Annotated in this window: 25 protein-coding genes and 1 pseudogene; 13 read left to right on the top strand and 13 right to left on the bottom strand. The window is 68.7% G+C overall.

Translation table 11 applies throughout. The features are described 5' to 3' along the window. Nucleotides 1–755: 755 nt before the first annotated feature. Both VF106_RS22555 and VF106_RS22550 read left to right on the top strand, forming a co-directional pair. The gene (locus VF106_RS22555; RefSeq protein ID WP_330841775.1) at nucleotides 756–1,115 is read left to right on the top strand and encodes a hypothetical protein; all 360 of its coding nucleotides are present in this window, start codon (nucleotides 756–758) and stop codon (nucleotides 1,113–1,115) included. A 1-nt stretch (nucleotide 1,116) separates the two neighbouring features. Beyond that, complete coding sequence (locus tag VF106_RS22550) at nucleotides 1,117–1,593, top strand: NUDIX hydrolase (RefSeq protein WP_330841774.1); 477 nt, start codon at nucleotides 1,117–1,119, stop codon at nucleotides 1,591–1,593. 8 nt (nucleotides 1,594–1,601) lie between these two features. On the opposite strand, the gene VF106_RS22545 is transcribed toward VF106_RS22550, so the two are convergent. The 3 genes from VF106_RS22545 to VF106_RS22535 form a co-directional block, all read right to left on the bottom strand. Further along, a complete protein-coding gene (locus VF106_RS22545; RefSeq protein WP_330841773.1) occupies nucleotides 1,602–3,710 on the bottom strand; it encodes an ATP-binding protein in 2,109 nt (702 codons plus the stop codon). Nucleotides 3,711–3,792: 82 nt separating this feature from the next. Beyond that, nucleotides 3,793–6,090 (bottom strand): ATP-binding protein, encoded by a 2,298-nt coding sequence (locus VF106_RS22540; RefSeq protein ID WP_330841772.1) that lies wholly within the window; start codon nucleotides 6,088–6,090, stop codon nucleotides 3,793–3,795. Between the two features lie 76 nt (nucleotides 6,091–6,166). Continuing rightward, nucleotides 6,167–7,288, bottom strand: coding sequence for a CaiB/BaiF CoA transferase family protein (locus VF106_RS22535; protein WP_330841771.1), 1,122 nt, complete (start codon nucleotides 7,286–7,288; stop codon nucleotides 6,167–6,169). Nucleotides 7,289–7,361: 73 nt separating this feature from the next. On the opposite strand from VF106_RS22535, the gene VF106_RS22530 reads away from it, so the two are divergent. Genes VF106_RS22530 through VF106_RS22520 form a run of 3 tightly spaced genes read left to right on the top strand, consistent with a single transcriptional unit; the run spans nucleotide 7,362 to nucleotide 10,378 of the window. Next, the gene (locus VF106_RS22530; protein WP_330841770.1) at nucleotides 7,362–8,525 is read left to right on the top strand and encodes an acyl-CoA dehydrogenase family protein; all 1,164 of its coding nucleotides are present in this window, start codon (nucleotides 7,362–7,364) and stop codon (nucleotides 8,523–8,525) included. 18 nt (nucleotides 8,526–8,543) lie between these two features. Then, on the top strand, nucleotides 8,544–9,203 hold the full coding sequence (locus tag VF106_RS22525) for a GntR family transcriptional regulator (RefSeq protein ID WP_330841769.1): 660 nt from the start codon (nucleotides 8,544–8,546) through the stop codon (nucleotides 9,201–9,203). Beyond that, nucleotides 9,200–10,378, top strand: a complete 1,179-nt coding sequence (locus tag VF106_RS22520; protein ID WP_330841768.1) for a multidrug effflux MFS transporter — start codon at nucleotides 9,200–9,202, stop codon at nucleotides 10,376–10,378. Before VF106_RS22525 ends, VF106_RS22520 begins: the two co-directional genes overlap by 4 nt. On the opposite strand, the gene VF106_RS22515 is transcribed toward VF106_RS22520, so the two are convergent. From VF106_RS22515 to VF106_RS22505, 3 genes are read right to left on the bottom strand one after another with little or no spacing between them, the layout of a single operon-like run. Further along, nucleotides 10,367–11,191, bottom strand: a complete 825-nt coding sequence (locus VF106_RS22515; protein ID WP_330841767.1) for a ferredoxin — start codon at nucleotides 11,189–11,191, stop codon at nucleotides 10,367–10,369. The genes VF106_RS22520 and VF106_RS22515 overlap by 12 nt on opposite strands. After that, complete coding sequence (locus VF106_RS22510) at nucleotides 11,178–11,729, bottom strand: hypothetical protein (protein ID WP_330841766.1); 552 nt, start codon at nucleotides 11,727–11,729, stop codon at nucleotides 11,178–11,180. The genes VF106_RS22515 and VF106_RS22510 overlap by 14 nt, the downstream gene beginning before the upstream one ends. After that, nucleotides 11,729–13,003 carry a DUF8616 domain-containing protein gene (locus tag VF106_RS22505; RefSeq protein ID WP_330841765.1) on the bottom strand — a complete coding sequence of 425 codons (1,275 nt, stop codon included), beginning with the start codon at nucleotides 13,001–13,003 and terminating at the stop codon, nucleotides 11,729–11,731. Before VF106_RS22505 ends, VF106_RS22510 begins: the two co-directional genes overlap by 1 nt. A 2,281-nt stretch (nucleotides 13,004–15,284) precedes the next feature. On the opposite strand from VF106_RS22505, the gene VF106_RS22500 reads away from it, so the two are divergent. Together VF106_RS22500 and VF106_RS22495 are read left to right on the top strand one after the other, a co-directional pair. Further along, on the top strand, nucleotides 15,285–15,545 hold the full coding sequence (locus VF106_RS22500; protein WP_330841764.1) for a hypothetical protein: 261 nt from the start codon (nucleotides 15,285–15,287) through the stop codon (nucleotides 15,543–15,545). A 177-nt stretch (nucleotides 15,546–15,722) separates the two neighbouring features. Beyond that, nucleotides 15,723–15,893, top strand: coding sequence for a hypothetical protein (locus VF106_RS22495; protein ID WP_330841763.1), 171 nt, complete (start codon nucleotides 15,723–15,725; stop codon nucleotides 15,891–15,893). An 85-nt stretch (nucleotides 15,894–15,978) separates the two neighbouring features. Here the strand turns inward: VF106_RS22495 and VF106_RS22490 are convergent, their stop codons facing one another. The 6 genes and pseudogenes from VF106_RS22490 to VF106_RS22465 form a co-directional block, all read right to left on the bottom strand. Next, nucleotides 15,979–16,284: a type VII secretion target gene (locus VF106_RS22490; RefSeq protein ID WP_330841762.1), complete on the bottom strand. Its 306-nt coding sequence runs from the start codon at nucleotides 16,282–16,284 to the stop codon at nucleotides 15,979–15,981. Nucleotides 16,285–16,307: 23 nt separating this feature from the next. Beyond that, nucleotides 16,308–16,853, bottom strand: a complete 546-nt coding sequence (locus VF106_RS22485; protein WP_330841761.1) for a YbaB/EbfC family nucleoid-associated protein — start codon at nucleotides 16,851–16,853, stop codon at nucleotides 16,308–16,310. Between the two features lie 107 nt (nucleotides 16,854–16,960). Beyond that, nucleotides 16,961–17,551 carry an aldo/keto reductase gene (locus VF106_RS22480; RefSeq protein ID WP_330841760.1) on the bottom strand — a complete coding sequence of 197 codons (591 nt, stop codon included), beginning with the start codon at nucleotides 17,549–17,551 and terminating at the stop codon, nucleotides 16,961–16,963. A 19-nt stretch (nucleotides 17,552–17,570) separates the two neighbouring features. Next, nucleotides 17,571–17,891: pseudogene (locus VF106_RS22475) on the bottom strand (carboxylesterase family protein); the annotation flags it as partial. A 199-nt stretch (nucleotides 17,892–18,090) separates the two neighbouring features. Continuing rightward, entirely contained in the window at nucleotides 18,091–18,513 is a 423-nt protein-coding gene (locus VF106_RS22470) for a PPOX class F420-dependent oxidoreductase (RefSeq protein ID WP_330841759.1), read from the bottom strand. Nucleotides 18,514–18,541: 28 nt separating this feature from the next. Further along, nucleotides 18,542–18,799 carry a hypothetical protein gene (locus tag VF106_RS22465; protein WP_330841758.1) on the bottom strand — a complete coding sequence of 86 codons (258 nt, stop codon included), beginning with the start codon at nucleotides 18,797–18,799 and terminating at the stop codon, nucleotides 18,542–18,544. A gap of 119 nt (nucleotides 18,800–18,918) precedes the next feature. Here VF106_RS22465 and VF106_RS22460 point away from each other — a divergent pair, with 119 nt between their 5' ends. The 6 genes from VF106_RS22460 to VF106_RS22435 all read left to right on the top strand — a co-directional run bounded on the left by VF106_RS22460 (nucleotide 18,919) and on the right by VF106_RS22435 (nucleotide 23,447). Then, nucleotides 18,919–19,494 (top strand): LysR family transcriptional regulator, encoded by a 576-nt coding sequence (locus VF106_RS22460; RefSeq protein ID WP_330841757.1) that lies wholly within the window; start codon nucleotides 18,919–18,921, stop codon nucleotides 19,492–19,494. Continuing rightward, complete coding sequence (locus VF106_RS22455) at nucleotides 19,443–19,865, top strand: hypothetical protein (RefSeq protein ID WP_330841756.1); 423 nt, start codon at nucleotides 19,443–19,445, stop codon at nucleotides 19,863–19,865. Before VF106_RS22460 ends, VF106_RS22455 begins: the two co-directional genes overlap by 52 nt. Nucleotides 19,866–19,869: 4 nt before the next feature. Then, nucleotides 19,870–20,265, top strand: coding sequence for a cytidine deaminase family protein (locus VF106_RS22450; RefSeq protein WP_330841755.1), 396 nt, complete (start codon nucleotides 19,870–19,872; stop codon nucleotides 20,263–20,265). Between the two features lie 201 nt (nucleotides 20,266–20,466). Continuing rightward, the gene (locus tag VF106_RS22445) at nucleotides 20,467–21,246 is read left to right on the top strand and encodes a GvpL/GvpF family gas vesicle protein (RefSeq protein WP_330841754.1); all 780 of its coding nucleotides are present in this window, start codon (nucleotides 20,467–20,469) and stop codon (nucleotides 21,244–21,246) included. A 130-nt stretch (nucleotides 21,247–21,376) separates the two neighbouring features. Continuing rightward, complete coding sequence (locus VF106_RS22440) at nucleotides 21,377–23,242, top strand: glycosyltransferase (protein WP_330841753.1); 1,866 nt, start codon at nucleotides 21,377–21,379, stop codon at nucleotides 23,240–23,242. A gap of 19 nt (nucleotides 23,243–23,261) precedes the next feature. Then, the gene (locus VF106_RS22435; protein WP_330841752.1) at nucleotides 23,262–23,447 is read left to right on the top strand and encodes a hypothetical protein; all 186 of its coding nucleotides are present in this window, start codon (nucleotides 23,262–23,264) and stop codon (nucleotides 23,445–23,447) included. Between the two features lie 239 nt (nucleotides 23,448–23,686). Here VF106_RS22435 and VF106_RS22430 read toward each other — a convergent pair whose 3' ends face one another. After that, entirely contained in the window at nucleotides 23,687–24,424 is a 738-nt protein-coding gene (locus tag VF106_RS22430; RefSeq protein ID WP_330841779.1) for a FadR/GntR family transcriptional regulator, read from the bottom strand. Between the last annotated feature and the right edge of the window lie 48 nt (nucleotides 24,425–24,472).

Here is a 24,472-nt window from a genome sequence, read left to right as displayed (position 1 = left end):
TTGGGCAGCAACGGCTCAATGCGCTGCCACAACCCGTCCGGCACGATCCACGGCGGCTGCTCACCACGCCTCACGGCCACACATCGTAGATCAACATCCACACAGGACGGAAGACCCCAAGATCATTTTGTTAGGAGCTCTTATTGGTCCCGTCTCGACCTTCCTTTCATCACCTGGTCTCTTCTTGTCTCTTCTTCGTGCTAGCCTCGTCTCGTGACCAGTGGAAACGGGGAGTCCGGCACCAAGTCCACATTGCTCAAGGCGCTGCTCAAGCAGCGGCATCTGCAGGCCCACAGCGCATTCCGGCGCGAATACGACAAGGTGGCGGCGAAGGTCGATCGTGACCTGGTCGGACGAGGGCCGGCGAAGGCTCAGTTCTACCGGTGGCTATCCGGCGAGTTGACCGGCCTGCCGTACGCCCACCACTGCCGAGTTCTTGAGGGTATGTTTCCCGACTGGTCAGTCGAGCAACTCTTCCAGCCATACAACGGGTTCCTGGACTTCGTCCAGGAACCCGCGGCCGTCAATCCATCACACTTGACGAGAAGAGATGCGGAGGCGTCGACGACGACCACCCGAGCCGACGAGATCCTTGGCGCTTACCCCTACCGATCTCGGTTCCAACCGAGAAGTGGTGGGAGCTGTTCTCCAACGCCACGAACCAGATCGATCTCCTTGGCTACACCCTCTACTTCCTGCCGCTGGAGCATCCCGGCCTGGTCGACCTCCTGCGCAAGAAGTGCGAGGGCGGATGTGTGATCCGGGCGGCCATCGCCGATCCGAAGTCACCGCACGTCGTGTACCGGGACAGCGAGGAGCGGCAGCCGATCACGCTCGTCGTGCGGATCAACTTCACATTGCAGCACTTCGCACCGCTCGCCGGTTGCGAGAACTTCCACCTCCGTTACCAGGACGTTCCGCTGTACAACTCGATCTTCCGCTTTGACGACCAGATGCTCGTCACTCCGCACCTGTTCGCGACACCAGGATCAGCGGCGCCACTACTCCATTTGGGCCGCCGGCGTGAAGACGGCATGTTCTCCCGGTTCGCAGGGCATTTCGAGGATGTCTGGACGACCACGAAGGCGATCGATCAGCTCAGCAGGGAGACCTAGATTGTCTCGAAAGGATTACTACGACGACCCTGAAGCGCCTGCGTCCAACTCCATCGTTGTCGCGGCGTCAGCCGTCGTCGTGAATTCCGATGGCGCGATTCTCGTGCACCGGCGTGTCGACAATGATCTGTGGGCTCTTCCCGGAGGGGGAATGGAGGTCGGTGAGTCGATAGCCGGGACTATCGTGCGTGAAGTTCGCGAAGAAACGGGCCTCGACGTCAGGCCACAATATGTCGTCGCGGTGTATTCGGATCCGAGGCATGTCTTTGCCTACAGCGACGGAGAAGTTCGGCAAGAGTTCTCGGTATGCATTGCATGTGAGATCCTGGGTGGTCAGCTGCTCGTGAGCGACGAGTCAACGGAGGTGCGGTTCGTCCCTCCGGCCGAGATCGTCGACTTGAACATGCATCCACGTATAAGAGCCCGTATTGAAGACTATTTGAACAATGTAAGGGCTGGGTTGAATCCATCGCGGTAACGCGAATGTCAACGGGCGGAGGCGTGCTCGATGGCGTAGGTGATCGCCTGGTCGGTGGTGAGGTGGGTGCCCTCGTCGAACCGGGTGATGAACGCGGGGTCGCCGAGGCTTTCACGGGCCTGCTGTTCACAGAGGTTGTGTTCGGGGGCGAGGTGTCGCAGTTCGGTCGGTGGGGTTCCGGTCGTGCGCCAGACCGTGTGGGCCGCGCCGAGCAGGCGGGCGGCGCGCTGGCCGTCGTGCAGTCCGGCCGCGACCCAGGCCTGCATTTCCAGACAGTGGGCGACACCCCATCGGTCGATGGAGGACAGCCCGGCTCGCAGCGCCTCGCGGATCAGTCCGTCGGCCTCCTGCCGGTCTCCGGTCAGCCATCGCCCGAAGCCGTGTACCCACAGCGACCACGATCGGGTGGTGGGTGCGCCCTGTGGGGCGACCAGGTTCAGGCACTGCTCGCCGTAGTCGCGAACACGGTCCCGGTCGCCGAGGATGGCGGTGGCCGCGATCAGGTGCAGGTGCGTCATCCAGGCGCCGCCGCGGTCGCCGGCCGCGTGTAGGCCGGTGAGGGCCTGTTCGAAGAGCGTCACCGACAGTGGGATCTCGTCGTGGAAGAACGCGGCCAGGCCGGAGATCCGGGTGGCGTGTGCCAGGGCGGCCTCGTCGTCCAGCTGCACCGCCAACGCGCGGCACTCTTCCACCATGGACCGTCCCGTCGCCCAGTCTGCCTGCAGGAGGGCGAACCACCCGTTGACCCACAGAGCCTTGGCCCGTGCCGAGCTGGGCTGCTGGTCCAGGCTCAGCGCGGTGTCGAGCCAGTGGCGACCCTCGCCGTGGTGGCCGGCGATGAGCCAGAAGTACCAGGGACTGGCGGCGATCTCCATGGCGGTCCGCGCCTGGTCGGGTTCGGTGAGGCAGAACTCCAGTGCGTTTCGCAGGTTGTCGTGGTCGTGGCGGAGCCGGGTGAGCCACAGCAGCTCGTTCGGGCCCAGCACCTCCTGCTGTACCCGCCTGGTCAGCTGGGCGTAGTGATCCCGGTGCCGGGTCCGCACCGCCTCCTCGGCACTCGCCTCCCCGAGTTGTTGATGTCCGTAGTTGCGGATGGCGTCCAGCATCCGGTACCGGGACTCGTGCCCGTCGTCGCTGCGCACGAGGACGGACTTCTCCACCAACCCGGTCATCAGCTCCAGCATGTCCTCACGGTCGATCCCGCCGCCGGAGCAGACGTGCTCCGCCGCGTCGAGGTCGAAGCTCCCGGAGAACACCGCCGCTCGCGCCCACAGCCGCCGCTCCTCCTCGGAGCACAGGTCGAAGCTCCAGTCGATCGCGGCACGCAGCGGCTGCATGCGCGGCACCGCGGTCCGGCTCCCCTCCGCCAGTAGCTCGAAGTAGTAGCTCTCGAGACGGGTCAGGAGCTGTTCCAGGGACAACGCCCGCACCCGAACCGCCGCCAGTTCGATCGCCAGCGGTATGCCCTCGAGTCTCCTGCACACCCTGGCGACCGTTCTGCGGTTGCGGGCGTTGACGGTGAAGCCCGGCCGTGCGAGCGCTGCCCGCTCGGCGAACAGCCGTACCGCCTCGTTCCGCACCAGCGTGGGCGAGGTCGGGGGCACCTCGGCGTCGGGCACCGGCAGCGGCGGCACCTCGAGCAGGTGCTCCCCGCCGGACCGCAACGCCTCCCGGCTGGTGGCCAGGATCCGCAGTCGAGGCGCCGCCCGCAGCGCGTCGGTCACCAGCACGGCGACCGCGTCCACCAGGTGTTCGCAGTTGTCGAGCACCATCAGCAGCTCGCGGTCCTTCAGGAACTCGGTCAGCACCGTCATCGGCGGTCGGCCGGAGTGGTCGCGGACGCCCAGCGCGTCGGCGACTGTCTGGGCCAGGAACTTGTCGTCCTCCAGCGCGGCCAGCTCGACCAGCCACACGCCGCCGGGAAAGGTGTTCGCCAGTTGCGCGGCCACCTGCAGAGCGAGGCGCGTCTTGCCGACGCCGGGCCCTCCGGTCAGGGTGACCAGCCGGTGCCGGCGCAGCAACCGTCGTGCCGCGACGACCTCCTGCCGGCGGCCGACGAAGCTGGAGACCTCGGCGGGAAGGTTGCCAGCCGAGTGACGCGTACCAGCACGTGACATCACAGGCTCCCTGGACTCCCCAGGGGGTCGGCCACCCGACGGGCGGCGCTCTCACCAGCATAAAGCCTCCGCTCCCGGAGAACTACGACGACGGCTCGCCGGCGCGTTGCTCGATGGTCCACGCGGCGATCTGGGTGCGGGAGTTGAGGCCGAGCTTGACGAGGATGTTCTCGACGTGGGTCTCGGCGGTGCGCTGGGAGATCACCAGGCGGGTGGCGATCTCCTTGTTGCTGAGGCCCTCGGCGAGCAGGCTCGCGACCTGCTGTTCGCGGCGGGTGAGGGTTGTCGCCGTGGTGGTGGGAGCCGCCGCCGGGGGCGGCTTCTCGTCGAGGCCGTACGCGATGGCGTCCGCGAGGCTCATGCCGTTGCCGCGTTGGAAGGCACCCTGGAACACCGGCTCGCCCAGTGCACGCCGGGCCTCCTGCTCACACTGTTGGTGGTAGCCGAGAAAGCGGCGGGACGTCGCCGGCGACGTCCCGGTGGTGTGCCAGAGCTGCTCGGCGGCGCCGAGCAGGGTGGCGGCGCGTCGGGGATCTCCTTCGCTTGCCGCGATCCAGGCCAGGGTCTCCATCGACCAGGCGAGGCCGAGCAGGTCGTCGAGCGGGCGTTTTAGGCGCAGGCTCTCCTGCACCAGTTTCGCCGCGCGCCGGGGGTCCTGCGACCACAACGCGAGTCCGAACGACCACGTCGACCGCGACCGGTACCAGACCTCACCGCGCGGTTCGGTGATCGCCAACACCTCGTCGTGACAGGCCTGCGCACGGGCGGTGTCACCGAGCACCCCCGTGGTCACGCCGAGCGCGAGAAGGGTCTCGAGCAGCTCGGGGAGATCGGCCTCGTTACGGAACGTGTCGACGACACTTTCCAGCAGCGTCACCGCGCGGGGGAGCTCACCCCGGGCCAGGTGCGCGGACATCAACGTGAACAGCGCACGTGTCGAGTCATCCCTCGCGACTTGGCGTCCCTCCTCCGCCAGGTCCGCCGCCGCCGGGAGGTCGTTCTGCATCTTGGCCAGCATGCTCGCGGCGTAGAGGGCGCGGGCCCGTTCCTCGGTCGGCTGGGGCTGCTGGGCCAGGGCACGACTGAGCCACTCCCGGCCCTCGCTGAGCAGGCCTCGCGCGAACCAGTACGGGTGCAGGGAGATGGCGATCGGCAGAGCGATCCCTGGCTCGTCGGGGTCGGTGAGGCTGAACTCCAACGCGGAACGCAGGTTGAGCTGCTCGCGCTCCAGACGGGCGAACCAGTCCACCTGCCGAGGACTGATCCACTCCGCCTTGGCGCGCGCCGCGAACTCGGCGTACCAGTCCCGATGCCGCCGGACCAAGGCGGTGTCCTCGTCGGTCTGCCGCAGTATGTCCTGACCGAACTCGCGGAGCGTTTCCAGCAGCCGGTACCGCACGACGGTGTCGTGGTCCTCCCGGATCAGGATGGACTTGTCGACCAGGGAGGCGACCAGGTCGAGCAGGTCCGCGCCGTCGGCGCAGATGTCCTCGGCCGCCTCCAGTTCGAACCCGCCGGCGAACACCGACAGCCGGGCCCACAGCTGCCGTTCCGCACCCGTGCACAGGTCGTAGCTCCACTCGATGCAGGCCCGCAGGGTCTGCTGGCGGGCCGGCGCACTGCGCAGGCCGGTCTTCAGCAGCCGGAACCGGTCGGACAGCCGGTTCAGGATCTCCTCGGGGGACAGCGCCCGCAGCCGCGCGGTGGCCAGTTCGATCGCCAGCGGCAGCCCGTCCAGCCGGTGGCAGATCTCCGCGACCGCGAGCCGGTTGTCCTCGGTGAGACGGAACGTGGGCACCGCCGCCGCGGCCCGTTCCACGAACAGGGTCACCGCGTCGAACTGGGACAGCTCCTGGGCCGAACGTAGCTGGCGCGGACCCGGCACCGGCAGCGGCGGCACGGGCAGGATGACCTCCCCGGTGACGCCCAGCTGCTCCCGGCTGGTGGCCAACACCCGCAGCTCCGGGCAGGACCGCAGCAGTGAGTCGACCAGCTTCGCGGCCGCGTCCACGAGTTGCTCGCAGTTGTCCAGCACCAGCAGCAGCTGCCGGCCGGCAAGGTACTCCGTCAGCCTCGCCAGCGGCGGATCACCCGACTGCTCCCGGATGCCCAGCGCGGCGGCCACGGTGTGCACGACAAGCCGTGACTCCCGCAGCTCGCCCAGCTCGACCAGCCACACCCCGTCGTCGAAGGCCCGTCCCACCTGCCCGGCCACCTTCAGCGCGAGCCGGGTCTTGCCGACACCCCCCATGCCGGTCAACGTGACCAGACGGGAGGCCGTCAGCACACGCTTGGCCTCGGCCACCTCTCGCCGACGGCCAACGAAACTGGTCAGCTCCTGAGGGAGGTTCCCACCCTTGCCCGGAGCGTTGAGGGACATACCCGCCGCAACCACATCGCTACGCTCGATCGACCAATTCATCCAATCCAGACATAGTCAACCACGGAGCCGGGCCTCAGGTGTCCTTTGTGGGCAGAGCGGGTGGCGCGGTGCGGTAGGCGGTCGGGGTCGCGGACAGGTTGATGGGGTTGCGGCACAAGGAGACCGTGCTGCCGTCGGGGCGGGGGAGATGGACGATCGGGTCGAGCCCGAGGCGGGTGGCGAGGTCGAACGCGCCGGCGATGTCGTTGACGACCCCGGCCGGCACGCGCGCGCTGGTGAGGGCTTCCGTGCACTCGGCGGCCGTCCGGGTGGCGAGCAGCAGCGTCAGTTCGGTGCGCAGCTCCCGCCGGTGCCGAACTCGGGCGCCGTTCGTGGCGAACCGCGGGTTGGTGGCGAGCCGGGGCACCCCGAGCACCTCGCACAGTGCCGCGAACTGGCGGTTGTTGCCGACCGCGAGAACGAGGTCGCCGTCGGCGCAGGGGAGTAGCTCGTACGGCGCGATGCTGGGGTGCTGGTTGCCCATCCGTGCCGGCACGACGCCGCCCGCGGTGTAGGCGCTGGCCTGGTTGACGAGCCCGGCGAGCAGGCTGGACAGCAGGTCGACGTCCACCCGTTGACCCTCGCCGGTCGACCTTCTGTGGTGCAGCGCGGCGAGGATGCCGGTGGTGGCGAACAGCCCGGCCAGCACGTCGACGACCGCGACGCCGACCTTCTGCGGCTCGCCGTCGGGCGCGCCGGTGATGCTCATCAGCCCGCCGAGCGCCTGGATCAGCAGGTCGTAGCCGGGAAGCTGGGCGCCCGCCCCTCGGCCGAAGCCGGTGATCGAGCAGTAGACCAGGCCGGGGTTGTCGGCCTTGAGCTGGTCGTAGTCCAGCCCGAACCCGGTCATCAGACCAGGTCGGAAGTTCTCGACGACGACGTCAGCGGCGAGGGCGAGCTGTCGGGCCCGCGCGCGGTCGTCCGGGTCGGTGAGGTCGAGGACGAGGACGTCCTTGTTGCGGTTGACCGCCTGGTAGTAGGTGGCCTGGCCGTGCTCGTCGTGGGGCGGGCCCCACGCACGCGTCTCGTCGCCGGTTTCCGGACGTTCGATCTTCGTGACTTTGGCGCCGAGATCGGCCAGTTGCATCGTGGCGAACGGACCGGCGAGGACACGTGAGAAGTCCACGACGCGGAGGTTGTCAAGCGCTGGGGGCACGTGCGACCATCCAATCCTCGATTTTCGAAAATCGAGGATCGCAGCGAAAATCCCGAAGGTCAAGGAGATCGCGATGACCGTGGCCGCGCACGACTTCCTGTCCGTCGACGCGATGCTGTCGGACGAGGAGCGGGACATCCGCGACACCGTGCGGGCGTTCGTGCGTGACCGCGTGGTGCCCGAGGTCGGGGAGTGGTTCGACGAGGGGCGGCTGCCCCGCGAGCTGGTCGGTGAGCTGGGCAAGCTCGGTGTGCTGGGCATGCACCTCGACGGCTACGGCTGCGCGGGCACGAGCGCGACCGCCTACGGGCTGGCCTGCCTGGAGCTGGAGGCGGGGGACAGCGGCATCCGCAGCCTGGTGTCGGTGCAGGGTTCGCTCGCGATGTACGCCATTCACCGGTGGGGCTCCGAGGAGCAGAAGCGGGAGTGGCTGCCGAGGATGGCGGCGGGCGAGGCGGTCGGCTGTTTTGGCCTCACCGAACCGGACTCCGGGTCGGATCCGGGCTCGATGCGGACCTATGCCCGCCGCGACGGCGGGGACTGGGTCCTGCGTGGACAGAAGATGTGGATCACCAACGGTTCGCTGGCGGACGTGGCGGTGGTCTGGGCCCGGACCGAGGAGGGTGTCCGCGGCTTCCTGGTGCCGAAGGGCACACCGGGTTTCACCACCCAGGACATCCACCGGAAGCTGTCGCTGCGGGCGTCGGTCACGTCCGAGCTGATCCTCGACGAGGTCCGGTTGCCCGACTCGGCGATGCTGCCGGAGGCGACCTCGCTGCGCGGGCCGCTGTCCTGCCTGAACGAGGCCCGGTACGGCATCGTGTGGGGCGCGGCCGGCGCGGCGCGTGCCTGCCTGGAGGCCGCGGTCGAGTACGCCGGCACCCGGGTCCAGTTCGGCAAGCCGATCGCGTCGTTCCAGATCCAGCAGCAGAAGCTCGCGGCGATGGCGCTGGAGGTCAACCGCGCCACGGTGCTGGCACTCCACCTTGGACGGCTCAAGGACGCCGGGATGCTGGCGCCTGCGCAGGTCAGCATGGGCAAGCTCGGCAACGTCAACGCGGCGCTGGAGGTGGCCCGCACCGCCCGGCAGGTGCTCGGCGCGAACGGCATCACCCTCGAGTACCCGGTCATCCGGCACATGGCAAACCTCGAGTCGGTCGTCACGTACGAGGGGACCGCCGACGTGCACGCGCTGGTCATCGGCGCCGCGCTGACCGGCGTCGACGCGTTCCGGTGAGCGGGTAGGGTCGCCGCGATGACGACGCGGCCGGGCGGACCAGGAACGACCACGCAGCACGTGCTGGACGAGCTGCGTCGCGCCATCGTCGCGGGCCGCTACCGGCCCGGGCAGCGCGTCCTGCAGGAGGAGATCGCCGACGGCCTCGGCGTCAGCCTGGCGCCCGTGCGCGAGGCACTGCGGGCGCTGGAGCAGGAGGGTCAGGTCGTCTACCGGCCTCGCCGCGGCTACTTCATCACCGAGTTACGTGTCGAGGACCTGCGGGAGATCTACGCACTGCGCGGGTTGCTGGAGGAACGCGCGGTGCGCCAGTCGGTCCCGGCCCTCGACGACGACGCCGTCGAACGCATCGCGCTCGCCGCCCGCGACTGCGCCGACGCGGCCGACCGCGGTGACGTCGCCGCCGAGCTCGAGGCGAACCGCCGGTTCCACTTCGGCATGCTGGAGTCGCCGGACCAGACACACACGATGCGCCTGATCCGGCTGTTGTGGGACTCCACCGAGGCCTACCGGGCCATGTACTACAACTCGCCAGAGGAGCGGTCGAGGACGATCCACGCGCACGACGAGATCCTCGACGCGGTGCGCCGCAAGGCCGTCGACGAGGTCGTCGCCGGGCTCGACGAGCACCGGGAACGCGCACTGCGGGTGCTCACCGGCATCCTTTCCGCGGAGTGAGCCCGATCGGGCGGCGGTGGCTGCTGACGCTGGGTGCGCTCTCGGCGTTCGGTCCACTTTCGATGGACCTGTACCTGCCGGGCCTGCCGCAGCTGGCGCGTGACCTGAACGCGTCCGAGGTGGCGGCGCAGATGTCGCTGTCGCTGTGCATGGTTGGTCTGGCGTGCGGGCAGCTCGTCGCCGGCCCGCTCAGCGACCGGGTGGGCCGACTGCGACCGCTGATCGTCGGCGTGACGCTGTTCGCGGTGACCTCGCTGCTGTGCGCGATGGCCCCGACGATCGAGGTGCTGCTGGCATTGCGGCTGCTGAACGGACTCGCCGGCGGCGCCGGCATCGTGATCGCCCGCGCGATGGTCCGGGACCGGTTCTCCGGCAGTGACGCAGCCCGCGTCTTCTCACTGCTGACCGCCGTGCTCGGTGTCGCTCCTGTGATCGCCCCGCTGCTGGGGAGCCAGGCACTGCGCCTGACCGACTGGCGGGGCGTGTTCGGACTGCTCACCGCCATCGGCGTCGCGCTCGTGTTCGCCGCGTCGACACTCCCGGAGACGCTGCCTTCAGACCGGCGACACGGCGGCGGACTCGGCACGATCGGCCACACCGTGGCCACCCTTGTTCGAGATCGAGCGTTCGTCGGTTCGGCGCTGGTGCTCGCGCTCGGCATGTGCACGATGTTCACCTACATCGCCATGGGCAGCTTCGTGCTGCAGGACGGCTACCGGCTCAGCGCACAGGTCTACGGCCTGATGTTCGCGGCCAACGCGGCGGGCATCGTCCTCATGGGACGGATCGGCGCGCTGCTGGTAAAACGCCTCGGCCCGCGCCGGCTGCTGACCGCGGGTGTGCTCATCGCTGTCGTGTCCGCGGTGGCCCTGCTGCTCGGTGTCCTGACGTCCACGTCGGTGTGGGCGGTGCTGGTCCCGCTGCTGTTCGTCGTGTCGTCCGTCGGACTGATCATGCCCAACGGGATCGCGCTGGCGCTGGCCAGGCACGGTCGGCCCGCGGGCACCGCGTCGGCGCTGCTGGGCCTGGTCCACTTCGGTGTCGGCGCGCTCGTACCGCCGGCCGTGGCGTCCGTCTTCGGCGTCACCCCGCTGGTGATGGCCGCGACCATCCTGGGCACCAGCCTGGCGGCGGCGCTGGTTCTCGCCTCAGCTCATCACGCTCTAGTCGAGTGACTCACCGCCGGTGATCGCGCCCACGGCGTTTTCCCTGGCCGGCTCACTGACGTCGGGGACGCGGAATTGGCGCTTCCGGATGTGGTCAAGCAGGTCCGGATCGGGCGCGATGGAGTGTTCGCGCAGGTAGTAAGGGACGGAGCCGGGCCAGACCCAGCTGCCGTCGGTCCGGAAGTTCAGCGGTACCGCAGGTGGCCGGTCTGGTGAGAACGCGTCGACGTCGTAGGACCGCGCGGCCAGCACGACCGGTGCGTTGGTGAGGTAGTCGAGTACGCGGTCACGTTCGGCGGGTGGCAGCGGTGCCCTGTTGACGACGGGTTTGCCGTCGGCGTCGAGTCCGTCGTATACGCGGGGCTGGCGCATCCCGTACTCGTCGGCTGCGGTGGCCCCGGTCCGGGCCCGCAGCCAGTCGGGAACGAACTTGTCCTCACGCGGGAAGAAGCGCAGCTCGTCAGCAAACCCGATCGGCGGCGGCACCCTCCGCCAGCGTGGCTCTTCGTCGGTCACGAACTGCGTGGCCGGAGCCGCGGACGGTGCGAACTCAAGGACAGCCGACAGCCACGTTCCGCGGCCAGGCTGATACATGGCGGTGCGCAAGGTGCCGAGCAACTGCACGACCATCGGATCCGGCCGCACCGGCCGAGCAACCCCGTCCGGCCCAGTGATCAGCACGTCCGCCTCGATGTGCCGCCCCACCGCTCGGTACTCGATCCGCACCCGCACAGGCAAACCAGGAGCGATCAACCGTCTGATCTGCTCGATCAGAGTCTGCCGCTGCTGTGGGTCCAGCGGCTGGATGTCACCCGACGTCAATGTACTGAACCCAAGCCGGTAGGAAGTCGTCGCCGGTTTCGCGCATGATTTCCAGACGCTCCCGGTACCGTTCCACGTCTGGGCTGATCGCTTCGAACCAGCTCGTCACGCTGTCCCATTGACGTGTGACCTGTTCCCCCTCCGTGACCAACCAGACCGCGGGATTGTCCGAATCCAGATCCGCACCGTCGATGATGTGATAGGTGTACGCACCGTGCTCGACGAGCACGAGTGAACCCGTTGAGTCGCGCAACGGGTCGCCGAGCGAGCTGATGGTTGCCAGCGCGCCGCTTTTGGCCCCGTCCCCCAAGGTGATGCCAAGAGTGCTGCCTGCCAGCCACAGGCCATGCTGACGCCCGACGAGCCTCAGCACCTCACGTACGGCGGCGGGGACGGCTGCGGCGCCCTGCGATGCGGCCATCTCGTCGATCTCCTCGTCCGACGCTCCGGCCACCGAGTCGGCGCGTAGTCCGTCCGCAATGGTCTCATCGAAGGCTGCCCTGATTCGCTGGGCGGGGTCGACAGGCGATTCTGTCACTACATGAGCCTTTCACCAGCGAGGTTGACAACTTCCACTCGAACATTCGGGAAGAGCCGTTTGAACTGGATTATAACGTCGGTGCAGGAGTCGCAGACTTGGTACTCCGGAGGGATGTTGTCCCGTTTGGTCGAGGGAAGATCAACCACCATCCGGAGGTCACCGGACACGGCGTCCCTTGTGATCTCCGAGTATTCTCCACCTCTCGCTTCTGCCCTCTCCTTGGCTCTCCGGTTGATCTCGTCGAGTGCACCGTCCATCTTGTCCTGTGCCCGGGCGACCTCGCCCTTGAGGCTGTCTCGATACTGCCTGTCTCCTGCGGCCTCTTCGCGCCTGATCTTCTCGATCTGCTTCTTGAGAATGTCGTCGACCTCGTCACGGCTCAGACCAGACCGGCGGGCGAACTCGTCACGAACGAGTTCCTCCAGCAGCTTTGGCTCCGAGTCGTGGGTACGCCCGAATGTCCTGTCAGGATCTGGCTGTCCCAGTTCGGGTCGGTATGTGCCAGCCTCCCTGGTGCCGAAGATGCGCTCGTGCCTCGGCCATGCGGGGCCCTCGCTGGCGGGCCTCCAGTCATGACCGGTCCCGCTGAAGCTGTAGAGGTCCTCTACGTCGTCGTCGCTGCGGAAGCGCGCGGTGGTCAGTGCCCGTTCGTGGGGCCGCCGCACGTCGTCAGTAGTCGGGTTACGGTTACCGTTGAGTTGTCTGACCTCGTCGAGGCCCTCGGTGCGTCGGTCGCGATTCTCCCTTCGAAGATCGCGCATGTCCTGGTCGCGCTGTTGCTGGTCGAATGGTGGCTTCCCGTCGTCGCCACGAGCCTGCGCGTCGCTCGGGTCGAGGTCCTGCTTGTCGGTGTCCTTCGTGTCAGGGGTGAAGCCGTCGTCGCTGGCTCGATGGGTCGTGCCGTCCGGGTTGTGGACTGACCACTCGCCGTTCGGAGGGATCCTCGGTTGCACCCTGCCGTCGGGGCCGATGTCGTAGTCGGAGGAGAAGACGCGGCCGTTGGAGTCGGTCCACGCTGGACGGTCCGGGGCCAGGACCGGGGTGTCGAGGTCGCGGGACAGGCGTCGTGCGAAGTCGTTCGAACCGGCGTCGCAGCCTATTAGGCGGATTGGGCGGCCGTCGTAGTCGCCGTTGCGGCGCAGGATGTCCGCGAACTCTTCCGGGGTGTAGTCGCGGCCGCCGATCCTGGCGTTGCCCTCCGGCGTGACGTGCACGTCGACGGTGTAGCGGCCGTCCGGGTCGGGTTGCACGCGGTGCGGCAGGTCGCCCATCTCGGGGTCGCCGCGGTGGTACGAGGTGCCGGCCGGGGTTTGGTCGGCGTGCTGGCCGTTGACCTGGTCCGGTGGCAGCGGGTCCCGGTCCGGGGGCGTGTCCGGCTGGTTTGGGTCGTGGTTCGGGTCGTTGCGGTGTGGGTCGCTTGACTGTGGGTCGCGTGGGTGGCCGTCCGGGCTGTGCTCGTTGGGGTTGGTGTGACGTGGAGTGTCGGGGCCGCCTGGGCGGTTCGGGCCGCCGGGGCTTCCTGGATCGAACCCGCGTGGCACCGGCTGGCGGGGTGGGCCGCCGGGCCCGGGGCCGTGAGAGCCGGGGGCTTGTTGTCCGGGACCGTGCGAGCCGGGGGTCCGTGGGCTGGGAGCTTGCGGCCCGGGACTGTGTGGCCCTGGAGTGCGTGGGCCAGGCACTTGCGGTCCGGGAGCCTGTGGGCCTGGAGCCTGCGATCCGGGGCGGTGCTGGCCCGGGTTGGTCGGGGTCGGCGCGTGCTGGCTCGGGGACTGCGGGCCGGGACGGCTCTGCTGACCTGGGCTCTGCTGACCTGGGCTCTGCCGTCCCGGGTTCTGGGGTCCTGGGCTGTGCGGGCTCGGTGTGTGCGGCGCGGGGCTGCCTGGTGTGCCGGTCCAGCCTGCGGTCGGGCGGCCACCTGCGGGGGTACCGCCTCCCGGTGAGCCACCGGGGCTTCCTCCGGGGCTTGCCGGCATGCCGCCCATCGGAGGGCCGGCGGGTGACTGCGGTGCGTTCGGGCCGTCCGTGCGTTGAGTTGGCAGGTGCGGCGCGACCGGCGTGGGAGCGGTGGGTGTCGTGGCGGAGCCAGGGCTGGTGCTGCCTGGAGTGGTCGCCCCGTCAGGGCGGTGTGGTGTGTCCGGGCTCGGTGCGTGGTTGCCCGGTGTGGGCGAGTGGCCGCTCGGTGAGTGCGGGGTTCCGCCGCCGACGGTCGTGGGTGGTGTCGGCGAGGACGGCGGGTTGCCGTTAGGCGCGGGGCTGCCGTCCGGTGAGTGCGTGGGGGTGTGCGGAGACGCGGGTGACGGGCTGTGGCCGCTCGGGGTGCTGTCGGGGCCGTGGGTGCTGGGGGCTGCCGGGCCGTTCGGTGAGTTGTGCGCGGTGTTGGGAGCGCTGCCGGTCGGGGTGGCCGGGCTTTGTTGGTGTGGGGCACCGCCTGGTTGGTTCGGTGTGCCGGCATCCGGCGCGGCGGGGCTGTGCGTGCTCGGGGAGTGTGTTGCTGGACTGGGGTTTCCGCCAGCGTTGTTTGGTGCGTTTCCAGTGGGTGAGCTATCGCTGGGCGTGGCGCCGCTGGGGTGGTTTGGTGTGGCGCTGTCGGGTGTTGCTGGGCTTGGGGAGTGCGTCGGGCTGGGGTTTCCGGCACCGGTGTTCGGACTGTTTCCGGCTGGCGAGCTATCGCTAGGCCTGGCGCCGCTTGGTTGGTTGGGTGTGCCGGCATCGGGTCCGGCTGGGCTTGGGGAGTGTGTTGCTGGGTTGGGGTTTCCGCCACCGTTGTTTGGCGTGTTTCCTGCGGGTGGGCCATCGCTGGGGCTGGCGGTACTTGGGTGGTTCGGTGTGCCGCTGTCCGGTGCGGACGGGCTCTGCGTGCCTGGGATCGGACTCCCGCCACCGGTGTTGCTCGGAGCGTGCCCGCTGGGCGAACTGCTACCCGGTAAACCGCCGCCAGGCGAGCCAGCTGGCGAACCACCGCTCGGTGAACCGCCCGACGAACCACCGCTTGATGATCCGCCCGATGAACCGCCGCTTGGTGAACCACCGTCCGGTGAGCTGCTGCTCGATGAACTGCCAGCCGGTGTTCGGGTGCCGGGCCCGGAACCAGGCCCGTTGGATCCGGCACCGGAGTCGCCGCCCGAGGAGCCGGAGGAGCCGGAGGAGGAGCCACCGCCGCTGGAACCCCCGCCGTTCCCGCTGTTGGAACCGCCGCTGTTGGAACCGCCGCTGTTGGAACCGCCGCTGTTGGAACCGCCGCTGTTGGAACCGCCGCTGTTGGAACCGCCGCTGCCCGAACCGCCCGAACCGCCGCCGTCCGAACCGTCTCCGCTGCTCGAGCCGCCGTCTGAGCCGTCGCCGGTGCCGGTGCCGCCGCCGTCTGGGCCGTCGGTGCCTCGGCCGCCGCGCTGTACGAAGCCGCCTGGTTGGACGTTGCGGGGGCTGAAGGCGTCGAGGCCGGTGACCTTGCCGGCTACCTTGGCGAAGACCTTGACCACTTTGCCGAGGACGTCGGCGAGCTTGCCCAGTAGGGGGGAGACGCGGCGGATGGTGTCGGTCAGTCTGCGGAGGATGTCGGCGATCTTGGTGGCCCACTTGGCGATCGCGGCGGTGGCCTGGGCCACGACGACCGGAGTGCCGAAGCCCAGGGAGAACACCGTTTCCAGCACCCAGGAGATCAGTTTGCCTACCAGGTCGGCGATCAGGTCACGCACGAACTCGCGGACGAACGCGACGACCTCGCCGAACACCATGGTCACCGTGCTGACGGAGCCGGCCACGGAGGCGGCGCCCTTCAGCGCGTCGGTCATCTCGTCGGAGCGTTTCTGGTAGGACTCCGCCGCGCTGCCCGACCAGTTGGACGTGGCGGACCTGACCGAATTGGTGTAGTTCTCCTCCGTGCTGGTCAGGAAGTTCGCTACGTTGCCCCACGTCTCGGCGTAGGACTGGATCACCGGCGGGTCACCGGCCACCGAGTCGAGCATGTCCTTCAGCGGCTGCACGTGCTCCATGAGGAACGACGCCACCGACGACATCAGCCAGCCGAACGGGTCGATCGCCGCGGACACGCCCTCCGCGGCCAGGCCGACCACGCCGAGGCCGGCTTCGATCCAGTTGCCGTCCTTGATGCCGTTGAACGTGTCGATCGCCGACTCGGCGATGCCGATTCCGCCGGCATAGCCGTAGTCACCGTTGCCCGCGGTGAACGGGCCGGGGCCGTCGGGGTCCTGCGGAGCCTGCGCGACGAGTGAGTTTCCGTCCGGCATCAGTACATCTCCCTGAACTGCGCCGCGGACTCCTGCTCGTTCTCCTCGTAGGTCTTGGCGACCGCCTGCACCTGGTCGGAGGCGGTCTCCGTCGCGTCGACCGCCTTCTGCAGCGCGTCGAGGCCCCACTGCTCCACCGGGTCGAGCATCATCCGGAAGGGCTGGCACAGGATGCCGTACGCGTCGGTCGGCATGCTCACCGTCCGCGCCGCGTCGGCAGCCTGGCTCAGGGCATCCATGACGCCCTTCAGCTGCTGCGAGTGCGCGCTGAGGTCAACGCCGATCTGGAAACCGTCCGCCGTCATCCTCGTACTCCCAGATGGATGCGTCAGGAATAGATGGAGTCCTGCATGCCGTCGTCGTCATCGTCGTCGCGGCGTGGGCGACGCGGTGGCGGAGCCGACGGACGTTGTGACGGTGGCGGAGGGCTGGTCGGTTCCGGATCGTCGGTGATTTCCGCGTCGAAACGCATCATCATCGCGTCGGATTCGGCTTCCTCGTCCTCCGGCGGCTCGGGGAAGGTCTTCTTCGCCTCGTCCACCACGTGGTTCGCCACGCCGTCCTGCGTCCCGACGGTCTCGGTCAGCACATCCTGCAACAGCTCGGGAATCCTCGACTGTGCGCGCTGCAGGGTCCGCATGACCTCCGCGGACACCTCGGCCATTCTCCGTGCGCCGGCCTGCTCCGAGATCCGCAGATCGGTCAGGATTCCCTTGGAGCTGACCGTCAGTTCGACGGTCCCGTCCGCGGACCGCTCGGTCACCGACATCTCCGCGAACCGTTCGGCCATGGCCTGGTATTTCGTCGCGCGTTCCTGGGCCTGGCGGACCCAACCGTCCACCATCCGGTCACTGTCCTCGATGCCGAAGGACATCGGTGAATCCCCTCCCCAGCGTGCGAGACAACCTCACATGGTAGAGGCACCGAAGCCCGCGATGGTTCCGTTGACGGAAATCGCGGGCCGGCACACCGGGATAGGGCTCAGTCTCCGTGCTCCAGCCAGCGAACCTGCTCGCTGGTCAGGGAAAGTCGCAGGGCCGCCAGTGAACGGTCGAGCTGCTCGGTCGTACGAGGGCCGATGGACGGCCACACGTCAGGGTGCTGCAGGTTCCAGGCCAGGGCAACTGTTTCCGGCCGGGAACCGAGTTGTCCGGCCAGCGCCACGCAGCGCGCACGCCGGTCACGGTTCCGCTCGCTGTCGAACGGATCCACCGAGCCGTTCGACGCCGTGCGGGCGAAGAAACCGCGGGCCTGCGAGGACCAGCTCAGCAGCGGCAGGTGATGCTCCCGGATGACACGAAGGATGTCGGGGTCGGCGCTGCCGCTCACGTGGGCAGGATCCGGGGTGGCGAGGCTGAACTGGTAGCTGGCCACAGCACGGTGACCCTCCTCCGCCAGGTGTCGCGCCAGCGTGGCAAGACGGTCCGCCGGCCAGTTCGACACGCCGATCCGCGCCGCGTACCCCGCCTTCACCACACCCAGCAGTGTCTCCGCCAGCTCGGCGACGGGACGCGCCGGATCGTCGCAGTGCAGCAGCAGCACGTCGATGACCTCGACCCCCAGGCACGCCAACGAGTCGGCGGTAGTTGATGGTGACGACCACCAAGCCCTCGGCCGCCAGCGCGGCACCGTCGTACAACGGATCGCCGCCGTGGCCCCAGATGAACCGTCCACCGTGGATCCACACCAGGACGGGCCGATTCTCGCCCGCCCCTGTCCATACGGTGAGCGACAGGCAGTCCTCGCTCATCGGGTAGCCGTGTTGGTTCTGCGGGCACGCATCGCCGAAAATGGCAGGAGCGACGGGCCTCCGCTCACCAGACCGGCCTCCGTCGAGACCACGCTGGTCGCCGGAGTCCCGGACTGGATTTCGCGGCGCACGTCTCTCCCCAATCCTGGCATGTGTTTCCACGTCACCGAGCCCCGCGAACTGCAACCTCAGCGGTCGAAATCCGAACTTTTCGACCTCGACCCTGCGGCGGGTGTTAGGCTGGTTCAATGCGCTGGAAACTGTGGCGGCCTTCCTGCCACTCGCTTCGCATATCGTTTGCGAAGTGGCTGTTTCGCTACCCGCGGTGCTCTGGCTGATCCCAGCCGGTTCCCACGCGTGCTCAGGGGGACGCCTGGTCGCTGTCCTTGAGCGCGCCCCAGCCGTGCCAGCGTTCGACCTCGATCCAGACGCTCACTCGGGGCCGGACGCGGTCCGGGTAGGTCCCGCCGCCGTAGTGGGTGGCGATGCGGTCGATGTCGGCCAGGCCCTCGTCGTCGTGCACGTCGGTGACCCGGCCGATGAGGGAGACGTGGGTGTACCAGTTGTCGTTGTCGAGGACGGTGACGGTGACGCGTGGGTCACGGCGCAGGTGTTGGAGGCGCACCCGTTCCGCGTCGAGGTTGACCAGCACCCGGCCGTCCTCCCACAGGTACCAGGTCGGGGTGGAGACCGGCGTGCCGTCCGAACGCAAGGTTGCCATCACGCATGGGTTGGGACGGCGCAGTAGTTCGACGGCCGCGGGCGGTAACGGCGGTTTCGACATGTGCGGCTCCTCGGGAGTCGGGTGTCTCTCAGGCTCCGATCCTGCCGGACGCGGCACGGACCAGACCGTCCAGCCATGCCTGGTGGCCGTTGAGCATCGGGTTCGGTGTCTGCGTGGCCAGTTCGGCATCCTCCTTGAGCGCGGGGCCACCGCCATGGGGGAAGCTGATATCGGCGACGTTGTCGTAGTAGGACTCCCACGTGGACGTGTCGACCAGGTAGCGCCACACCTGCGCGGCCGTCACTCCCTGGACGATCACCTCGTTGGAGACGAAGTTGATGGTCACCGTGCAGACCTCCAGCGGGGACGTCGTCAGCAGGCATCTCCCGGCACACGCCGACCTGAACCTCCTCCGTACCTTCCTGGCCGTCTACCGCGCCGACGCTCGGGCTGTCCCAGCCGACCGTGACCGCCCAGATCCGCACGCTGGAACAGCAGACCGGCCATGAGCTGTTCACCCGCCTGCCGCGCGGGGTGGAAGCAACGCCCTACGCCCACGAGCTCGCCGCCCAGATCGCGGGTCCTCTCGACCAGCTCGCCGCCCTCGAAGGCCCGCTCGGCCGGCACACCGCGCCCGTGCACCTCGCCGGCCCGTCCGAGCTGCTGTGTGTCCGCGTCCTGCCCGCACTCGCCTCCCTCGTCACGGACGGCGTGCAGCTGCGCGTCACGCAGGGACTGCCGGAACCGCTGCTCGAGGAGTTGCGGGCGGGTCGCCACGACCTGGTCATCGCCACCCGGCGGGCGCTGGAGTCGGTGCCACTGGCCGACGAGGAGTACCTGCTCGTCGCCGCCCCCCGACTGGGCGCGGCACGTGATGGGCGGCAGCTTCGTACCAACGGGCGGGGTGACCGACTACTTCCGCACCGGGCGAACTCGGCTGGGGACCGCGCCGCGCCGTCGCCGCCCATGACTTCCTCAGTCGGGACGCCATGGTCGCGGACTTCGCCGCCGGTGGCCCGGCCCGGGTGCTGGTCGGTCTGATGTGGAACGACAGCGACGTCGCCGCCGTGTTGGGTTCGCTGCTGGGCGAGGGTGACGTGCCGGAGCAGATGGAGCTGCCGCGCCGGCTCGGTCCCAGCTTCGACCAGGTTCTCGTGGCCGGGCAACCGGTCGGTGTGTCGACCGGCCGTACCGTGAGTCCTCATCTGCGGGCGATGATCTCCCTGTGCGTCGTCGATCGCGAGCACTCGACCCCCGGTACCGAGTTGGTCGTCATCTGGGGCAGGCAGCACACCACAACGGGAGATCCGGGCGACCGTCACCACCCTGCCGTTCAAGCCGGACCGCCGCCGGACCGACGTCACACAGCTCAGGGGTCGATGATCCGCGGCGATCATGCGGCGCGACGATAGGAGCATGCAGACCCAGCACGTCGACGACGAGCTCATCCAGGCCGCGGCGCACGTCGCCCGTACTCGCTGCCGGGGTGACAACCACACCGTGGCGGCCGCGGCCCGCGCCCGGGACGGCCAGATCGTCACCGCGGTGAACGCCTACCACTTCACCGGCGGCCCCTGCGCGGAGCTGGTCCTCATCGGCGCGGCGGCCGCCCAGGGCCTGTACGACCTGGACACGATCGTCGCCGTTGGCGACCGTGACCGGGGAGTCATTCCGCCGTGCGGCCGGTGCCGTCAAGCCCTGCTCGACTACTTCCCGACGCTCAAGGTCATCGTCGGTGCGGGCGACCGCGTCCGAACCGTCCTCATCGCCGACCTCCTCCCCGAAAGCTACGTCTGGGCCGACCACCAGTAGCGACGATCTCCCTCCCCTCGGTCATCCTTTCGGCGTTGGGCCGGTCATCGGTTTCGTGTCCCAAGTGGAGTGGTAAACCGCATCGAGGCCCCGAACATCCGTGAACATGTCGCACGTTGGCGGCAATCTCCTTGGCGCACAAGGGATGCCGTGCCGAGCGCTCATGAGGAGCGGGTCGAGGTACGACGAGGAGATACAGAGATGCCTGCCGGCGACCAAGCCGACGTGGCCGGCGAGCGCGCCGTCTACGTCTACGGGATCCTGCCGTCCGATGTGGAGGTCACCGATGACGCACAGGGGGTTGGGGACCCGCCCGCCGAGGTGGTTCTCGTCAAGCATGGAGAGATCGCGGCGCTGGTCAGCCTGATCGACCCGAACGTGCGCCTTGGCAGGTCGGAGGACCTGATGGCGCACCAGGCGCTGCTGGACCAGGTAGCCGTCGCGGTGCCGGTGCTCCCGGTGCGGTTCGGCGCGGTGGTGGCCAACGAGGACGCGGTGATCGAGGTACTGCTTGCCCCACACCACGACGATTTCGTCGCGGCGTTGGCGGAGTTGGACGGGAAGGCGCAGTTCGTGATCAAGGGTCGGTACGAGATGGACGTCTTCCTGCGTCAGCTGTTCAGCGAGGACCGGCAGTTGGGGCGGCTGCGGGACGCCATCCGCGGCAAGCCGGAAGCGGTCACCCAGGCCGGACGGATGGCCATCGGTGAGCGGGTCGCCGGCGCCATCGCCGCCAGGCGAGACGCCGACACCCGCGAGTTGGTCACCGCGCTCACCGAGTTCGGTGCCACCGTGAACCTCCGGGAACCGACCCACGACGAGGACGCTGTCCACGTGGCCTGCCTGATCGATCTGGAAAAACAGCCCGACCTGGAGTCCACTGTCGAGCGGCTCGCGCAGGAGTGGGCCGACCGGGTCTCGGTCCGACTACTCGGACCACTCGCGGCCTACGACTTCGTCGTCGCGAACCCCCAGGAGTAGCGATACAACCGAACCGCACCTGAGTGGTCACCGGTGCCGCAACCGGTAGCACTGACAGTTACGAGTTGTGAGCTTCCTGTCTTTGGTTTCCTCCCGCGGTGCGGGAGCCCCGAGTGTTTCGCCTCGGGACGTGTTCGCCGGGGCCGACCTGCCCATACCGGACGGTCGGTTGCGGTCGTTGTGGCGCCGGCTGCTCGGGTTGTCCGCGGTGGCGGTGACCGGTGCGTACCTGGTGTGGCGTGCGGTGGCCACGCTGGGTGGGGCCTCGCCGTGGCTGGCCGTGCCGCTGTTGGTGCTCGAGGTCTGGGCGCTGCTGTCGCTGTTGCTCTACCTGATGTCCTTGTGGGACGTGGACGCGGTGGCCGCGCCGCGCCCGGTCCGGGACACCCGGTTGCGGGTGGCGGTGCTGATCCCGACCTACAACGAGCCCTACGAGGTGTTGTTGCCGACCGTGGCGGCGGCGGTGGCGATGCGTGTGCCGCACGAGACGTGGGTGCTCGACGACGGGCGCCGGCCCTGGGTCGCCGAGCTGGCCACCCAACTCGGCGCCCGGTACGTCGCCCGGGTGGGCAACGAGCACGCGAAGGCCGGCAACATCAACGCGTTGCTGCCGACGTTGGACGTGGACCTGATCACGGTGTTCGACGCCGACCACGTCGCACGCGCGGACTTCCTCGAGCACACGGTGGGCTACTTCGACGACCCCAGGATGGCGTTGGTGCAGACCCCGCAGGACTTCTACAACGTGGACAGTTTCGAACACGTGCACCGCCGTGGCGGGAAGCGGTTCAGCGAGCAGGAGCTGTTCTACCGCGCGCTGTCCGCGGGGCGCAACCGGTGGAACGCCGCGTTCTGGTGCGGCACCAACGCCGTGGTGCGGCTGGCCGCGTTGCGCGAGGTGGGCGGGGTCGCGACCGATACCGTCACCGAGGACATCCACACCACCATCCGGCTGCACCGCCGTGGCTGGCGCACCGTCTACCACAACGAGGTCCTCGCGCGCGGGCTCGCCGCCGGCACCGCCGAGCAGTACCTGAGCCAACGTCAGCGTTGGGGCACCGGTGCCATGCAGGTGCTGCGGCGGGAGCGCCCGGCCGGGCTCACCCTCGCGCAGTGCCTGAGCTACCTGGCCACGCTGCTGGGCTGGTTCGACTCGTGGCGCACCCTGGGTTACATCCTGCTGCCCGTCGCCACCGTCGCCTCCGGGCTACTCCCGGTGTCCGCACCCGCGCTGGAGTTCCTGACCTGGTTCACCGTGGTGTACTGCGTCCAGCGCCTCGCCCTGGCCGCGTTCGCCCGAGGCCGGGCGACCCAGACCCACGCCACCCTGTTCGAGTTCGTGCGTCTGCCGGCGAACCTGAACGCCACCCTGGCCCTGTTCAGCGGCCGGGCACACGCCTTCACCGTGACCGCGAAAGGACGCCAGAGCGGCGACACGCGAACCCGAACAGCCACCCCCCGGCTGCTGATCGGTCTCCTTGCCACCAGCGCGGTGGCCGCCGCCTGGTACGTGGCCACCGTCGCCGGGTTCACCCCGCTCACCTACCACACCCCGTGGGTCGCCCACGGCGTCATGATCTGGCTCGTGGTCAACGCCGCCATCCTCGTCGCGGCCATCCACCGCATCCGCCTGGAACGGTTCGGCACCGAACGCCGCGCCGCCGTCCGCTTCGACCACCCCGGCATCGCACACCTCAACGGCACTCGCTACACCCTGCGTGACGTCTCGTTGACCGGAGCCTCCGTCACCGGCGACACCTCCTCCGCGCGGCCCGGCCAGCGTGTCCACCTGCGACTCGACCTGCCCGCCACCGCACTGGTCGTGCCGGCCACCGTCAGACTGGTCACCCGCGGCGGGTGGCCCACGCTGGGACTGGAGTTCGACGGCATCACCCCAGCCCAACAGGCCAGGCTCGCCCTCGCACTGTTCGGCACCGGCCTCACCCCTACGCTGACGCCCGAACCCGCGGCTGCCATCAGCGCCACGCCGCTATGAAGGACGCCTTCCTCACCGTGTGCGTGAGGAAGGCGTGCTTCAACGCACGACCACCAGCACCTTCGAGACGTTCAGCATGGATCCGCTGATGATGTGGCTGTTCGCGCAGGCCGCGCGGGCAAAGCAGAGCGGCTTCGGCCGCGTGCTGCGAACGGCGTGTTTGTGCCACCGGGCGATGCCCCGAAAGACGCTTTTCTGTCGTTGAACGTCATCAGCGCGTCTTTCGAGACATCGGCGACGCCCCGAACGCGTCTTTCAGGACACACACCCCAGCGGATGCGCGTCGGCCTCCAGCACCTCACGCGCCCCGGCCGCCCGCGAAGCGGGCCTGATTGGGCCGCACCTGCCGCAAGGATGCGACACGCTACAAAGATCGTCGGTGGACCGAGGTTCGGCGCCCTCAGGTTGCCTGATCCGGCGGAGCCGCGCATCACCCAGGGACGATCATCGGGCTTTTCGGGCACCGCCGGTTGCCGGGCCGGCGTCTTCCATCATGCGCCGCAGGCGTTGTTGTTCTTCCTCGGTCACGTACGGCGCGTAGTAGTCGTACAGGTCCCGGCGCATGAGGGCGGCGGCGGTCAGGCCGTCCTTCTTGCGGATCGCGTCGAGGACGTTCGTGTGGCGTTGGATCCAGCTCTGCATGAGATCGTCGGGGGCCTCGGATCGGGCCACCTTGCCCGTGATCAGGTCGAGCGTGACCCCTCGGACGACCTGCGCGCAAATCTGGACGAGCGTGTTCTGGCTCGCCTCCGCCATCGCTTCGTGGAACGCGAGGTCGGCGCGTGAGAACTCGGTCTGCGTCTGGTCGGCGCTGCTGATCAGGTCCTCCAGCGCCGATTCCATTTTCGCCAGTTGTTCCTTGGTGCGCTGTTCGGCCGCCAGGAATGCGGACGTTCCTTCGAGCAGGATTCGGAACTGGAGCAGTTCCACGAGTGTCAGGCTCTGCGTCGAGGCCAGCCTGGTCATCGATTTCTGGAGCGGAGCCGAGGAAATCGGTAGCACGATCGGACCGTTCGGGTCGCCTGGTCTGGACTGCACCAAACCGTGGCTCTCGAGAACGCGGAGCGCCTCGCGGACGGTCGAACGGCTGACGGCGAACTGACCCATGAGTTCTCGCTCGCTCGGAAGGTGTTCGCCCGGTCGCGCTTTCCCGCTGAGGATTGCCATCTCCACTTGTTCCACCACGCGCTCATACGCGCGCACTGGCTTGATCGGCTCGAACTGGACCTG

Origin of the sequence: Actinophytocola sp. (assembly GCF_036378875.1) — a bacterium.
GTDB lineage: Bacteria > Actinomycetota > Actinomycetes > Mycobacteriales > Pseudonocardiaceae > Actinophytocola.
The sequence above is the reverse complement of the archived record's forward strand: the minus strand, read 5'-3'. Positions and strand labels throughout refer to the sequence as shown.

Coding starts and splice junctions, on each gene's coding strand:
- VF106_RS22545 (WP_330841773.1), bottom strand. CDS start 3,710: ATGTCACGTGCTGGTACGCGTCACTCGGCTGGCAACCTTCCCGCCGAG.
- VF106_RS22540 (WP_330841772.1), bottom strand. CDS start 6,090: ATGTCCCTCAACGCTCCGGGCAAGGGTGGGAACCTCCCTCAGGAGCTG.
- VF106_RS22530 (WP_330841770.1), top strand. CDS start 7,362: ATGACCGTGGCCGCGCACGACTTCCTGTCCGTCGACGCGATGCTGTCG.
- VF106_RS22525 (WP_330841769.1), top strand. CDS start 8,544: ATGACGACGCGGCCGGGCGGACCAGGAACGACCACGCAGCACGTGCTG.
- VF106_RS22505 (WP_330841765.1), bottom strand. CDS start 13,003: ATGGGCGACCTGCCGCACCGCGTGCAACCCGACCCGGACGGCCGCTAC.
- VF106_RS22500 (WP_330841764.1), top strand. CDS start 15,285: ATGTCGGCGATCTTGGTGGCCCACTTGGCGATCGCGGCGGTGGCCTGG.
- VF106_RS22495 (WP_330841763.1), top strand. CDS start 15,723: ATGAGGAACGACGCCACCGACGACATCAGCCAGCCGAACGGGTCGATC.
- VF106_RS22490 (WP_330841762.1), bottom strand. CDS start 16,284: ATGACGGCGGACGGTTTCCAGATCGGCGTTGACCTCAGCGCGCACTCG.
- VF106_RS22485 (WP_330841761.1), bottom strand. CDS start 16,853: ATGTCCTTCGGCATCGAGGACAGTGACCGGATGGTGGACGGTTGGGTC.
- VF106_RS22470 (WP_330841759.1), bottom strand. CDS start 18,513: ATGTCGAAACCGCCGTTACCGCCCGCGGCCGTCGAACTACTGCGCCGT.
- VF106_RS22455 (WP_330841756.1), top strand. CDS start 19,443: ATGGTCGCGGACTTCGCCGCCGGTGGCCCGGCCCGGGTGCTGGTCGGT.
- VF106_RS22450 (WP_330841755.1), top strand. CDS start 19,870: ATGCAGACCCAGCACGTCGACGACGAGCTCATCCAGGCCGCGGCGCAC.
- VF106_RS22445 (WP_330841754.1), top strand. CDS start 20,467: ATGCCTGCCGGCGACCAAGCCGACGTGGCCGGCGAGCGCGCCGTCTAC.